At 57.1% G+C, this 13,550-nt stretch carries 13 protein-coding genes; 9 read left to right on the forward strand and 4 right to left on the reverse strand.

Annotated elements, in window-relative coordinates:
- Nucleotides 1–506 precede the first annotated feature (506 nt).
- Nucleotides 507–1,667, forward strand: coding sequence for a 3-deoxy-7-phosphoheptulonate synthase (locus tag CLU84_RS02160; RefSeq protein WP_099735728.1), 1,161 nt, complete (start codon nucleotides 507–509; stop codon nucleotides 1,665–1,667).
- 94 nt (nucleotides 1,668–1,761) lie between these two features.
- On the opposite strand, the gene CLU84_RS02165 is transcribed toward CLU84_RS02160, so the two are convergent.
- On the reverse strand, nucleotides 1,762–2,133 hold the full coding sequence (locus CLU84_RS02165) for a YqcC family protein (RefSeq protein WP_099737818.1): 372 nt from the start codon (nucleotides 2,131–2,133) through the stop codon (nucleotides 1,762–1,764).
- Between the two features lie 389 nt (nucleotides 2,134–2,522).
- On the opposite strand from CLU84_RS02165, the gene CLU84_RS02170 reads away from it, so the two are divergent.
- Nucleotides 2,523–2,840 carry a hypothetical protein gene (locus CLU84_RS02170; protein ID WP_099735729.1) on the forward strand — a complete coding sequence of 106 codons (318 nt, stop codon included), beginning with the start codon at nucleotides 2,523–2,525 and terminating at the stop codon, nucleotides 2,838–2,840.
- Nucleotides 2,841–2,963: 123 nt separating this feature from the next.
- Here the strand turns inward: CLU84_RS02170 and mpl are convergent, their stop codons facing one another.
- Nucleotides 2,964–4,382, reverse strand: coding sequence for a UDP-N-acetylmuramate:L-alanyl-gamma-D-glutamyl-meso-diaminopimelate ligase (mpl, locus tag CLU84_RS02175; protein WP_099735730.1), 1,419 nt, complete (start codon nucleotides 4,380–4,382; stop codon nucleotides 2,964–2,966).
- A 278-nt stretch (nucleotides 4,383–4,660) separates the two neighbouring features.
- Between mpl and CLU84_RS02180 the strand changes: the two genes are divergently transcribed.
- From CLU84_RS02180 to CLU84_RS02210, 7 genes are all read left to right on the forward strand, one after another.
- Nucleotides 4,661–5,263 carry a hypothetical protein gene (locus CLU84_RS02180; RefSeq protein ID WP_199173672.1) on the forward strand — a complete coding sequence of 201 codons (603 nt, stop codon included), beginning with the start codon at nucleotides 4,661–4,663 and terminating at the stop codon, nucleotides 5,261–5,263.
- Nucleotide 5,264: 1 nt separating this feature from the next.
- Nucleotides 5,265–5,810, forward strand: coding sequence for a TlpA family protein disulfide reductase (locus CLU84_RS02185; RefSeq protein WP_369826849.1), 546 nt, complete (start codon nucleotides 5,265–5,267; stop codon nucleotides 5,808–5,810).
- 148 nt (nucleotides 5,811–5,958) lie between these two features.
- The gene (gene accB / locus CLU84_RS02190) at nucleotides 5,959–6,417 is read left to right on the forward strand and encodes an acetyl-CoA carboxylase biotin carboxyl carrier protein (protein ID WP_099735732.1); all 459 of its coding nucleotides are present in this window, start codon (nucleotides 5,959–5,961) and stop codon (nucleotides 6,415–6,417) included.
- 124 nt (nucleotides 6,418–6,541) lie between these two features.
- A complete protein-coding gene (gene accC / locus CLU84_RS02195; RefSeq protein ID WP_099735733.1) occupies nucleotides 6,542–7,900 on the forward strand; it encodes an acetyl-CoA carboxylase biotin carboxylase subunit in 1,359 nt (452 codons plus the stop codon).
- 145 nt (nucleotides 7,901–8,045) lie between these two features.
- Nucleotides 8,046–8,936 (forward strand): 50S ribosomal protein L11 methyltransferase, encoded by an 891-nt coding sequence (gene prmA / locus CLU84_RS02200; RefSeq protein ID WP_099735734.1) that lies wholly within the window; start codon nucleotides 8,046–8,048, stop codon nucleotides 8,934–8,936.
- A 61-nt stretch (nucleotides 8,937–8,997) separates the two neighbouring features.
- Nucleotides 8,998–10,269: a DUF3426 domain-containing protein gene (locus tag CLU84_RS02205; protein ID WP_099735735.1), complete on the forward strand. Its 1,272-nt coding sequence runs from the start codon at nucleotides 8,998–9,000 to the stop codon at nucleotides 10,267–10,269.
- A gap of 24 nt (nucleotides 10,270–10,293) precedes the next feature.
- Nucleotides 10,294–11,193 carry a carbohydrate kinase family protein gene (locus tag CLU84_RS02210; RefSeq protein ID WP_099735736.1) on the forward strand — a complete coding sequence of 300 codons (900 nt, stop codon included), beginning with the start codon at nucleotides 10,294–10,296 and terminating at the stop codon, nucleotides 11,191–11,193.
- Nucleotides 11,194–11,297: 104 nt separating this feature from the next.
- Here CLU84_RS02210 and CLU84_RS02215 read toward each other — a convergent pair whose 3' ends face one another.
- Both CLU84_RS02215 and CLU84_RS02220 read right to left on the reverse strand, forming a co-directional pair.
- Entirely contained in the window at nucleotides 11,298–12,242 is a 945-nt protein-coding gene (locus CLU84_RS02215; protein ID WP_099737820.1) for a hypothetical protein, read from the reverse strand.
- Nucleotides 12,243–12,419: 177 nt separating this feature from the next.
- Nucleotides 12,420–13,508, reverse strand: a complete 1,089-nt coding sequence (locus tag CLU84_RS02220; protein ID WP_099735737.1) for a ribonucleotide-diphosphate reductase subunit beta — start codon at nucleotides 13,506–13,508, stop codon at nucleotides 12,420–12,422.
- Nucleotides 13,509–13,550 lie beyond the last annotated feature (42 nt).

The raw sequence follows: 13,550 nt of genomic DNA on the forward strand, positions 1-13,550 counted from the left end.
CTGAAACGCTCAACCCCGCTCTGCATGGCAGGCCGGGGTTTTGTTATTTTTGGGCTCTGAAAATGCTTGAAAAGAGCGGTTTCTCAGGGTATTAAATGGCTAAGCGATAAATATTGCGGCTTCGCTGAAAAATTGCATTGATTTTGGAATAAATCGTTTATAAATCAATAAAATTCTAAAAAAATCAAAAAAACGCAAAAATATTGCATTTGAAAATAATTGAGTAAATTCCTGTATTCAGAGGGACAGTGTTTTTTTGACAAGACTTTTGCGCCTGCCGCTGATGTTGCATTGCAAAAGAGCTGTGCTACATTGAAAGACATGAAAACCCAACGCGCTTATTTCTTTTACTTTTGGCTCTCACCCCAGGCGGCTGAGAGGTAATAGCGCGCACCCCGCAAACACCTCCCAAAGAACCGCCGAAGCTGCAAAGCCCGGCGGTTTTTTTATGCCCACGTTCCAGGTCCCCCGGTTTTCAAAGATCAAAGACTTCACGAAAGATTGCCATGACTGCTCTGAACACTTCCGCCACTGACTCCTGGTATCGCACCGGTTCTCCCAAGACAGGCCAGACCGATGACGCACGTATCAAGGACATCACAGTGTTACCCCCTCCAGAGCACCTCATTCGCTTCTTCCCCATCTGCGGCACTGCCGTGGAAACGCTGATCAGCGACACCCGCCGCAGCATCCACAACATCATGCGTGCCGAGGATGACCGTCTGCTGGTCATCGTCGGCCCTTGCTCCATTCACGACCCGGCTGCTGCTCTGGAATACGCCCGCCGCCTGGCCGTGGTGCGCGAGCAGTACAAGGACACGCTGGAAGTGGTGATGCGCGTTTACTTCGAGAAGCCCCGTACCACGGTGGGCTGGAAGGGTCTGATCAACGACCCCTACCTGGACCAGAGCTACCGTATCGATGAAGGTCTGCGCATTGCACGCCAGTTGTTGATCGACATCAACCGCATGGGCGTGCCTGCTGCCAGTGAATTCCTGGACGTGATCTCTCCCCAGTACATCGCCGATCTGATCAGCTGGGGCGCGATTGGTGCCCGTACGACGGAAAGCCAGGTGCACCGAGAGCTGGCTTCGGGCATCTCGGCGCCCATCGGCTTCAAGAACGGCACAGACGGCAATATTCGCATTGCAACAGACGCTATTCAGTCCGCTAGCCGAGGTCACCACTTCTTGTCGGTACACAAGAATGGTCAGGTCGCCATCGTGCACACTGGCGGCAATCAAGATTGCCACGTCATTTTGCGCGGCGGTAAGACGCCTAACTATGATGCGGATCATGTGGCCGCCGCCTGCAAGGATCTGGAAGCCGCAGGCCTGACGCCTACCTTGATGGTGGACTGCAGCCATGCCAACAGCAGCAAGCAGCACGAACGGCAGAAGGACGTTGCCCGCGATATCGCTGCTCAAATCGCCGGTGGCTCGAATAGCGTGTTCGGCGTGATGATTGAAGGCCATCTGGTCGGCGGTGCCCAGAAGTTCACCCCCGGCAAGGACGAGGTCAGCAAGCTGACTTATGGCCAGAGCATTACCGATGCCTGCCTCAACTGGGAAGATTCTGTGGCCACGATGGAAGAGCTGTCGCAAGCCGTGCTCCAGCGCCGTCAGGCTGCGGTGGCCAGCGTGAAGGAAGCTGAAGTCGCCGCCTGATCAGCGCGCCTTGCTTAAATGAAACAGGCCACAAGACAATCGCGTCTTGTGGCCTGTTTGCTTGTCTATATGCCTATATAGACTAGGTGCTGGCTCAGTGCTTGGCGTCTGGAACGGATTCGGGGGTCATCTCGCAGCCGTTGAGGGTTGCATCAATGCGGTTGATTAGACGCAGCAATTGACCTTTGTCGAAGTGGGTGTGCTGCTCCCACTCATGGCTGGCCAGGGGATATACATGGCTTTGATGAGGCAGGATGCCCTTGGCATCCATCAGGGCGCGCAGGCGCGGAATGTAGACCCACTGCAGCCATTCGTGCAGCTTGAGGGTGTCATACATAAAGGGCGTTGTGGACTCCAGCGCCTTCGGGTCGGGAGCCACTGCTGACCAGAGTTTCTGGGCTTGCAGCTCAACTTCCAGTTGCAGCAGGTTCTCGCGTAATTCTTGATAGATGTTTTCAGCGGTCATGGTCATGGGCTCCTGAAGGCGTTGCTGTGCGGCTCACAAAAATAAGCTGCCAAGTATGTAAGTGCTCTCGCTGGAATTTCAAGCCTGCTGTGATGGGGATCAATAACAATAGAGTTACGGTTTCTTCAAAGGGGTTGAAAAAGACACTTTCGCCCTTATATTCATGCCAAGTATGCGCTCAGTGCTATCAAATTAATTGATTTCTTATTGCTGCGCACACCATGTTTCTGTAACCACTGTGATGCCCTATGGATCTTGCCAGGGCTTGCACTGGTTGCCGCCGCTGTTTGCAAGCTGTCAGCTTGTAGCGTCTTCAGCCCCTCGGCCACTATTAAGCTGTGGTCACAACAACGAATGGTGCAACAGTCACCAGAAGTGAGAGGAGATATATGCGTAGTGAAGTAATCGTAGTTTTGGGTGATGACCTGGAATATCGGGTCGACACCCAGGCTCTGCCGACCGTGAGTTCGGATGAAGGTCGTCGCTGGCTGGATCAGCAATTTATCTCGCTCGAGTGCGAGCCTTTGCGAGCCACCGGCAAGGTGCTGCTGGCCGACAAGCTGGTCGTTGTCGCGCGCGAAGCGCGTAATCGTCCCGAGTTGTTTGAGAGCCCAGACTGGCGTAACACTTATGCCGTGGCAGCTCAGGCAGTCCTGTCCAAGCCGCTGATTCGGGTAGATGTGCCAGCGATGTCGATTAGTTATTAAGCTCCCCCTGAGGGGGACCGCATCTTCGCTGCGAGGCGGTTCTTGCTCGGTGCCCTGGCTTGGGTTGTGGCTGTGCCAAGAAAAATGCCCGTTGATTTCTCAGCGGGCATTTTAGTTTCTGACTTACTTCAGTGCTTCCAGCAGCTTGGCGTGGATGCCGCCAAACCCGCCGTTGCTCATGCCGACGATATGGTCGCCGGGCTTAGCCGCTGCGGTAATCTGGGCGATCAAGGTGTCGATATCGCCAGCGACTTGAGCACGCTTGCCGGGGCCTACGCCCATGGATCCCATGGCTTCTGCCGCATCCCAGTCCAGGCCGGCGGTGTGGCAGAAGACGAGATCGGCGCTTTCCAGTGACCAAGGCAGCTGGCTTTTCATGGTGCCCAGCTTCATGGTGTTGCTGCGGGGCTCGAAGACGGCGAGGATGCGGGCATCGGGGCCGAGCTTGCGGCGTAGGCCGTCCAGCGTGGTGCGGATGGCTGTCGGGTGATGGGCAAAGTCGTCATAGACCTCAATGCCGTTCACCGTGCCGCGCAGCTCCATACGGCGCTTGACGTTCTGAAAGCGCGACAGGGCTTTGCAGGCGGCTTCGGCGCTTACGCCCAGATGGTCAGCGGCCGCAATGGCTGCCAGCGCATTGAGCTGGTTGTGCACGCCAGTCAGCGACCAGGTCAGCTGGCCCACTTTTTTGCCATGGCGCAGCACGGCAAAGTCGCTGGGGTCGCCTTCGGCGCTGAAATCGCTGACAGCAGTACCGAAGGCGCGCACTTCGCTCCAGCAGCCTTGCGTCAGCACGCGGGTCAGGCTTTCTTCCAGGCCATTAGTCACCACGCGCCCGGTGGAGGGCACGGTGCGCACCAGATGGTGGAACTGGCGCTCAATGGCGGCCAGATCATCAAAGATATCGGCGTGATCGAATTCGAGGTTGTTCAGCACGGCCGTGCGAGGGCGGTAGTGCACAAACTTGCTGCGCTTGTCGAAGAAGGCCGTGTCGTATTCATCGGCTTCAATCACAAACACGGGCTCGTGGCCCATAGGGCCGGGGCCGGTCGTGGGGCGCTTGGGCGCGCCCAGACGGGCGGAGACACCAAAGTCCAGCGGCACACCGCCCACCAGAAAGCCCGGTTGCAGGCCTGCGCATTCCAGCACCCAGGTCAGCATGGATGTGGTGGTGGTCTTGCCGTGCGTACCCGCGACAGCCAGCACATGGCGACCACGCAGCACATGTTCTGCCAACCACTGGGGGCCGCTGGTGTAGGCGGCACCGGTGTCCAGAATGGCTTCCATCAGCGGGAATTTGGGCGAGCCGTCGGGCAGGTGCTTGCGGCTGACGACGTTGCCGATCACATACATATCGGGCTTGAGCGCGATCTGATCGGCACCATAGCCCTCAATCAGCTCAATACCCAGCTGGCGCAGCTGATCGCTCATTGGCGGGTAGACGCCCGCATCGCAGCCCGTCACCTTATGACCCGCTTCACGCGCCAAGGCGGCCAGACCTCCCATGAAGGTGCCGCAAATGCCCAGAATATGAATGTGCATGGCCGGGGATTCTACGTTTGCGCGCAGGCCCTGAGGGCGATCTATCGACTGCGCGGGCGCTGCCAGTAACCTTTCTTATCAAATTGATAGTTGGCTGCGCCTTATTTATATTAGTTTGAAAGTGTTTTTACTTTGAGGGTGAGATCTATCAAGCGCTACCAGCTATCAAAACAGCAGCCTTGTGCGGAATAGGCCAAAGTGCCTGCGCTTTCATGGGCCACAATGTCTGCAAATGACCTGCATTGCACACCGCTGCGGGATCTACGGAAGAGCGCGCTATGAGTTTGGATAATTTGACGGCTGAAATCGCTCAGACAGCGGCCCACATCGTGGTCGAAGAAGGGCTTGAGTGGGGTCCGGCCAAGCAGCGCGCCTTGCGCCAGCTGGCCTTGCCCAGCCGCACGGCGCTGCCCGACAACGACCAGCTTGAAGAAGCGGTGCGTGAATATATAGAGCTGTTCTGCGGCGAAACCCAACCACAAGAGCTGCTGGCGCTGCGCAAGCTGGCGCTGGTCTGGATGGACCGGCTGCAGGAGTTTCGCCCGCATCTGGCAGGAGCGGTCTGGCGCGGTACTGCTACGCGCTTGTCTGATATCTATCTGCAATTGTTTTGCGATGACTCCAAGTCCGCAGAAATTGCCTTGATCAACAACCAGGTTAACTATGAGCCGAGCACTGTGACTGGCTTTCAGGGCAAGCCGGTGGAGGCGCTCTCCATCCACTCCCTGTGCAAGCCGATCAATGAAACTGTGGGCGTGCATCTGATGGTGTATGACCATGACGATATGCGCGGTGCGATGAAACCCGATAGTCGAGGACGCAGCCTGCGTGGCGATGCTAAGGCTTTGCGCAAGTTACTGGAGGAGAGTCGTGATGAGTGAGATGCCAAGCCCTGATTCGCAAGGCAAAGAGCGCAATCGCCGCCTCTGGCTGACAGCGTCTGTCGCTGGCGTGGCCGCTGTGGCGGGCGCTGGCTTTGCATGGTTGCGCAGCCAGCCGCAGGCTATGGGTCCCAGCGCTGAAGCGCAGCTGTGGAGCCAAGTTTTTGAAGCGCCTGACGGTAAACCGTTTGCCATGGCCGACTTCAAAGGTCGTCCAGTGCTGCTCAATTTCTGGGCGACCTGGTGCCCGCCTTGCGTGAAGGAGCTGCCCATGCTCAGCGAATTTGCGGCCAAACAAGGCGCTCAGGGTATTCAAGTAGTCGGCTTGGCCGTTGATAAGTCTGAAGCGGTGCAGCGGTTTTTGCAGCGCCAACCTGTGCAGTTCCCCGTCGGTATTGCCATGCAAGGGGGGTTAGGCCTTACTCGAACCCTGGGGAATTTGCAAGGTGGCCTGCCGTTCACGGTTTTGTTCGACAGTCAAGGTCAAGTCAAGCAGCGTAAAATAGGCGAACTTTCCAGCGAAGATCTGGCAAATTGGAGCAAATAGAGCGAATGAACATTGCTCTTGCCGTCAGAAAAGTGTAGGCGCGCAAAATTCCCTGGTGACGTTATTGAAAAATATCCGCCAATGCGCGCAGAAGGCCGAATTTGAGGTAAATTCGCGCCCTGTTTAGAATTACGTCGCTGGAGCTCCCATGGATTTGCGAAAACTCAAGACCCTCATTGACCTAGTGTCCGAATCGAATGTGTCGGAACTGGAGATCACCGAAGCAGAGGGCAAGGTCCGTATTGTCAAGAGCGAAGGTGTGGTGCATCAGCAGTACGTTGCCGCCCCTATGCAGGCAGCCCCCATGATGGCCGCCCCTGTTGCAGCCGCTGCCGCGCCCGTCGCCGCAGCACCTGCCGCAGCCGCTGTGGAAGGTCATGTCGTCAAGTCGCCCATGGTGGGCACTTTCTACCGCGCTTCCAGCCCAGGCGCCAAGGCGTTTGTGGATGTGGGCAGCCAGGTCAAGGAAGGCGACACGATCTGCATCGTTGAAGCCATGAAGATCCTCAACGAGATCGAAGCCGACAAGAGCGGCACCATTGTTCGCGTTTTGGGTGAAAACGGCCAGGCTGTGGAATACGGCCAGCCTCTGTTCGTGATCGAGTAATAGATCATGAGGCGTTGCATGCAGCTCGCATTGCAGCGCCGAGGTGCGCTAGCCGCTGGCTGCGCGACTGGGTCATTGGCAGTGGTCTGCGCTGAAGTGCAGGCAACAAGCTGCGAGGAACTTCATGTTTAAGAAAATTTTGGTTGCCAATCGGGGTGAAATTGCCCTGCGCATCCAGCGCGCTTGTCGTGAGCTGGGTATCAAGGCGGTGATGGTTTATTCCGAAGCCGACCGTGATGCCAAGTACGTCAAGCTCGCCGACGAAGCCGTGTGTATTGGCCCAGCTCCCTCGGGACTGAGCTATCTCAACATGCCGGCCCTAATCTCGGCTGCCGAGGTGACGGACGCCGAGGCGATTCACCCTGGCTATGGCTTCCTGGCCGAAAACGCTGACTTCGCCGAGCGCGTTGAAAAAAGCGGATTCACCTTCATTGGCCCGACACCTGAAAACATCCGCATCATGGGTGACAAGGTCTCGGCCAAGCAAGCCATGATCAAGGCCGGTGTGCCTTGCGTGCCCGGCTCGGACGGCGAATTGCCCGACGATCCCGCACTCATCAAGCGCATTGCCAAGGCTGTGGGCTACCCGGTGATCATCAAGGCCTCTGGTGGTGGCGGTGGTCGCGGCATGCGCGTGGTGCATACCGAGGCAGCTCTGGTGAACGCCGTGCAAATGACCAAGGCGGAGGCTGCTGCGGCTTTCGGCAATCCTGCGGTTTACATGGAAAAGTACCTGCAAAACCCACGTCACGTGGAAATTCAGGTGATTGCCGATACCTTCAAGAACGCCGTCTATCTGGGCGAGCGCGACTGCTCCATGCAGCGCCGCCACCAGAAGGTGATTGAAGAGGCTCCGGCTCCAGGCATTCCCCGCAAGCTGATTGAGCGCATTGGTGAGCGCTGCGTGGCCGCCTGTAAGAAAATCGGTTACCGCGGTGCTGGTACGTTCGAGTTCCTTTACGAAAACGGCGAGTTCTACTTTATCGAGATGAACACCCGTATTCAGGTGGAGCATCCGATCTCCGAGCTGATCACCGGCGTGGACATTGTTCGCACCCAGATCATGGTGGCCGCCGGCGAAAAGCTGCCGTTCACCCAGCGTCAGATCGAATTCAAGGGCCATGCCATTGAATGCCGTGTGAATGCAGAAGACCCCTACAAGTTCACTCCCTCGCCTGGCCGCATCACCATGTGGCATGCCCCCGGTGGCCCTGGCGTGCGCGTGGACTCGCATGTGTACAACAACTACTTCGTGCCGCCTAACTACGACTCGATGATCGGCAAGATCATCACGTATGGTGATACCCGCGAACAGGCGATCGCCCGCATGCGCACTGCGCTGCTGGAGACGGTGGTTGAAGGCATCAACACGAATATTCCGCTGCACCAGGATTTGATGGTGGACGCGAAGTTCATTGAGGGTGGCACGAACATCCACTATCTGGAAGAGTGGCTGACACGCCGCAACCCTTCCAAGCGATGAGCGGGCATTTGCCGCTTTGACCTCTCATGCTGGCCTCTGGTAACGGAGACCAGCATTTTCGTTTTTCAGGAAACTACGGTTTACCCAGGCAGATAGAGGCATAGCCTTGCATCTCGCCCTGTGTAGATCCATGAAAGGATTGGCCATGTACGAGCTGAGCCTGTTGTGCCCGGAGGACCGGGTTGAAACTATGAGCGACGCGCTGGATGCACTGGATGCATTGAGCGTGTCCGTTGAAGATGCTGACGCGCAAACAGATGCCGAACAGGCGCTGTTTGGTGAGCCTGGCATGCCTGCGCCCAAGGATGGCTGGCAGCGCAGCCGTGTGATTGCGCTGTTCCCAACCGAAGCTGCGGCCGTGGAAGCGCGCGAGTTGCTGCAACCGCAGGACTTTTTTGAAGGCTGCAAGATTCTGGCCGTCAAGCCCGTACCCGATCAGGATTGGGTGCGCCTGACGCAATCGCAGTTCGAGCCCGTGGACATCACGCCCGAGTTCTGGATTGTGCCAACCTGGCATGAATTGCCCGAGCAGGCCAAGATCAGCATTCGCCTTGACCCCGGTCTGGCCTTTGGTACCGGTACCCACCCCACGACCCGCATGTGCCTGCGCTGGATTGCGCGCCAGCCCAAGGGGACGCTGGGCCGCACGCTGGACTACGGCTGTGGCTCCGGCATTCTGGCCATTGGCGCCGCCAAGTTTGGCGCGACCGAAATCGACGCAGTGGATATCGATCCAGCGGCGGTGGAGTCCACCAACTACAACAGCAGCGCCAACCATGTACAGGTCACTGCAGGTTTGCCTGATGCAGCTGGCGGTACATATCAGACCGTGCTGGCCAATATTCTGGCGACGCCGCTCAAGGTGCTGGCACCTTTGCTGTGCGGCCGTGTGCAGGCCGGTGGCAATCTGGTGCTGGCCGGTATTCTGGAGCGTCAGGCTGACGAACTCAAAGAAGCCTACGCACCCTACCTCAAGCTTGAGGTAGCAGATACCCAGGATGGCTGGATCTTGATGACCGCCCAGCGCGCCGCCTGATTCCGATACATGCCCGCACCCTTGCCGGGTGCGGTTTGCTGCTGCCTACAATTGCCATCTGATGAGCCAAGTTACCCGTTGCCCCTCCTGTGGAACCTGCTTCAAAGTGGTTGCAGACCAGTTGCGCATCTCGCAAGGCTGGGTGCGCTGCGGCAGGTGTCAAAGCGTATTTGATGCATCTCAGGACTTGCAGACCGTGCCCGATGAACTGCTGGAGCCTAAAGCCCTGCAGTCAGCGGCGCAGGCCCCTGCTGAGCAGCAAGAATCAGTGCAGAAGCAAGATGCTGCTGAAACATTAAATGCTCCTGTTTTGGAAGCTGCTAGTGCTGATGAAGAAAGGGCTGTAACCTCATCTGATTCAAATCTTGCTTCTGAAGAAGCGCTAGATGTGGAGTCGGCAGAGGTTGATGCCGCTCTGGAGCAGGCAGCGGAAATGGGTGATCAGGAGGCGGCTCAAGTTCCGCTTGAATCGTCAACAGCGTCTGAATCAGAGTCCGAATCTCCGTCTGAAGTCTCAGAGGAGCAGGAGGCTGCAGAGCCTTCGTTTGTCGATCAGGCGCTCCCTCTGGTTGCAGAGTACGAGTCGCCGATTGAGTCGGTGCAGGCTGAACACGATAAGTCACCGCTTGCCACTGAATCAGAACCTGAGGCTCAGCAAGAAACGACGGTAGAAGTCGAATCGGCGGATGCTCTGCAATCTGCCTCTGTGGATAAGTCAATGCCCGTTTCTGCGGTATCTCAGCCTGTGGATGCTGATGCGATCAAAGGCGATGATACGGGCGAGGGTAAGGATGAAAAATCTTTGCCTGAAAGCGATGAGCCTGGCTTTGTGCGCGAAGCAAGGCGCAAGGCCTTTTGGCAATCCACTGGCATGCGTGCTGTGCTGGTGCTGGGTTCACTGGCCGCTGTGGCAGGTGTTGCAGGTCAGTATGCATGGCAGCAGCGCGATGCTCTGGCGGCGCAATACCCAGCGCTGACGCCGGTTCTGACCCAAGCATGCCGCCTGGCTGGTTGTGAACTACAGGCTCGGCGCCAGATTGCCGATGTGGTGATCAGCGGCTCTGGATTCACGCAATTGGCTGATGCACAACAGTACCAGTGGAGTTTGACGCTGGAAAATCGCTCCGATTTTGCCGTGGCAACGCCCATGGCCGAGCTGACCTTGACCGATGCTCAGGACAAACCGCTGCTCCGCCGCGTGATAGATCTCAAGCCGCTTGGTGCGCCAGAGCAATTGCAGGCCCGCCAGGAGTGGAGCGTGAGCGTACCTGTTCAAGTGCAGGATCTTGACGCCCCTGTGGCCGGCTACCGTGCACTGGTTTTTTACCCCTAATCAATTTCTGAAAGTGAAAGCGCCATGGCTGCTTTGATCTGTGGATCGCTGGCATTCGACAACATCATGACCTTTGAAGGTCGTTTTGCGGACCAGATTCTTCCTGACCAGCTGCACATTCTGAATGTGTCGTTTCTGGTACCCTCGCTGCGCCGCGACTTTGGTGGTTGCGCCGGCAATATTGCCTACAGCCTGAAGCTGCTGGGCGGCGATGCACGCCCCATGGCCATGGTGGGTAGCGATGGCGCTGACTATGTTCAGCGCTTCAAGGATCTGGGTATTGAGACCCGTCACGTGGGCCAGCTGCAGAGCACGCACACGGCTCAGTGCATGATCATGACGGACCGTGACAACAACCAGATCACGGCCTTCCATCCCGGTGCCATGATGCAGGCGCATGAGAACCAGATCACGGCCGATATGGCTGCCGAGGTCAAAGTCGGCATCGTCGCTCCTGATGGTCGTCAGGCCATGATTGATCATGCGGCGCAGTTCAAGGCGGCTGGCATTCCGTTTGTGTTCGATCCCGGTCAAGGCTTGCCCATGTTCAATGGTGACGAGCTCAAGGCCTTTATTGAGCAAGCCGACTGGGTGGCAGTGAACGACTATGAAGGCAAGATGCTCAGCGAGCGTACCGGCCTGAGCTTTGCGCAAATCTCGCAGCAAGTGCGAGGCCTGGTTGTGACGCTGGGTGCCGAAGGTTGTGAAGTCTGGCAGAACGGCGAGAAGACGCTGGTTGCCCCTGTGAAGCCTGCTGCGGTGGTGGACCCTACCGGTTGCGGCGATGCATGGCGCGGTGCCTTCCTGTTTGGCTTGGAGCGCGGCTGGGATCTGGTGCGCTGCGCTGAACTGGGCAACCGCATTGGTGCGTTGAAGATTGCGAGCCGTGGCCCACAAAACTATCAGCTAGACTTTCAGCCTTGATACCTTGGTCGGCGCACTCAGTGTGCTGACATCAGGCATGTAAAAAAGCCCGACTCTCGCAAGCGAGATCGGGCTTTTTTATTGCGTGCAGGTCAGTGAGCTGATTAGGGCTTGTTACCTGTGGGGAAGGGCCATGCAGCTTGAGGTGCAAGGCGAGTCTGAGCCACAGGTGCTGCAGTTTCCGCCACGGCATTTGTGGGAGCTGGTGCAGCAGTTGCCTTCTTGGCAGCAGTCTTTTTAGGAGCTGCAGCCTTCTTGGCGGGAGCTGCTTTGGCAACGGTTGCGGCCTTCTTGGGAGCAGCAGCCTTGACAGCGGTTGCAGCCTTCTTAGGAGCAGCGGCCTTGGCAGTCGTTGCAGCCTTCTTAGGAGCAGCAGCCTTGGCGGTTGTTGCAGCCTTCTTAGGAGCAGCGGCCTTGGCAGTTGTTGCAGCCTTCTTAGGAGCAGCAGCCTTGGCAGTCGTTGCAGCCTTCTTAGGTGCAGCGGCCTTAACAGCAGTTGCAGCCTTCTTAGGAGCAGCAGCCTTGGCAGTTGTTACAGCCTTCTTGGGAGCAGCGGCCTTGGCAGTTGTTGCAGCCTTCTTAGGAGCAGCAGCCTTGGCGGTTGTTGCAGCCTTCTTAGGAGCAGCAGCCTTGGCAGTCGTTGCAGCTTTCTTAGGAGCAGCAGCCTTGGCAGTCGTTGCAGCTTTCTTAGGAGCAGCAGCCTTGGCAGTCGTTGCAGCCTTCTTAGGTACAGCGGCCTTAACAGCAGTTGCAGCCTTCTTGGGAGCAGTGGCCTTGGCAGTCGTTGCAGCCTTTTTAGGAGCAGCGGCCTTGGCAGTCGTTGCAGCCTTCTTGGGAGCAGCGGCCTTGGCAGTCGTTGCAGCCTTCTTGGGAGCAGCGGCCTTAGCAGTCGTTGCAGCCTTCTTGGCGGGAGCAGCAGCCTTTGGGGCAGCGGCAGTCTTTGTTGCTGTTGTCTTCTTTGCAGCTTCAGCCTTGGGCGCGGCCGCCTTCTTGGCAGTTATTTTTTTCTCGGGTGTGGCCTTGGCGGCCGTCTTCTTCGCAGTTGCCATCATTTTCTCCTTCGTTGATTTGCATAAGACGCCCGGCTTTTTTCATGGCCGGACGATTCAAAGCGATGTGGAGTTACGTATCGCTAGGAACACAAATTTGCTTCACGCCAAAACCTCAGTTTTTATAGCAATGAAGTGAAGCAAGTCATGACTCGCATTGTGCCTGCTTAGAAGCAATTAATCCCAAGAAAGTGCGCCTCCGGTTTGATACTCGATCACTCGTGTCTCAAAGAAGTTACGTTCTTTCTTCAAATCGATCATCTCGCTCATCCAAGGGAAGGGATTTTCTTCGCCGGGGAACAACTCTTCCAGACCAATTTGCGTGGCGCGGCGGTTGGCGATGTAGCGCAGATAGCCCTTGAACATCGATGCGTTCATGCCCAGTACGCCGCGTGGCATGGTGTCTTCAGCGTACTGATATTCGAGCTCGACAGCTTTCTGGAACAGCGCTGTGATTTCCTGCTTGAACTCGGCTGTCCACAGGTTGGGATTTTCGAGCTTGAGCTGGTTGATCAAGTCGATGCCGAAGTTGCAGTGCATGGACTCGTCGCGCAGGATGTACTGGTACTGCTCTGCAGCGCCGGTCATCTTGTTCTGACGACCCAGTGCCAGAATTTGCGTGAAGCCCACGTAGAAGAACAGACCTTCCATCAGGCAGGCAAAAACGATCAGCGACTTGAGCAAGGTCTGGTCGGTTTCGTGCGTGCCGGTCTTGAAGTTCGGGTCCATGATCGCTTCGATGAAGGGGATCAGGAACTCATCCTTGTCGCGGATGGATTTGACTTCGTTGTAGGCGTTGAAGATTTCCGATTCATCCAGACCCAGCGACTCCACGATGTACTGGTAGGCGTGTGTGTGAATGGCTTCTTCAAACGCTTGGCGCAGCAGGAACTGGCGGCACTCGGGGGCAGTGATGTGGCGGTAGGTGCCCAGCACGATGTTGTTGGCGGCCAGCGAGTCTGCGGTCACGAAGAAGCCGAGGTTGCGCTTGATGATGCGGCGCTCGTCTTCGGTCAGACCATTGGGGTCCTTCCACAAAGCGATGTCGCGGGTCATGTTCACTTCCTGCGGCATCCAGTGGTTGGCGCAGGTGGCCAGATACTTTTCCCAGGCCCACTTGTACTTGAAGGGAACCAGCTGGTTCACGTCGGTCTTGGCGTTGATGATGCGCTTGTCTGCAGCATTCACGCGCTTGTGAGTGGTCGGTGCTTCGGCTTCTGCGCTGGCAGCGGAAGGGGCAAAGGTGTCGTCGTCAAAGCTCAGCATGAAGGTATTCCTTAATGGGAAAAAGCTGGGTGCAATGCAATC

Source organism: Comamonas sp. 26 (genome assembly GCF_002754475.1).
GTDB lineage: Bacteria > Pseudomonadota > Gammaproteobacteria > Burkholderiales > Burkholderiaceae_C > Comamonas.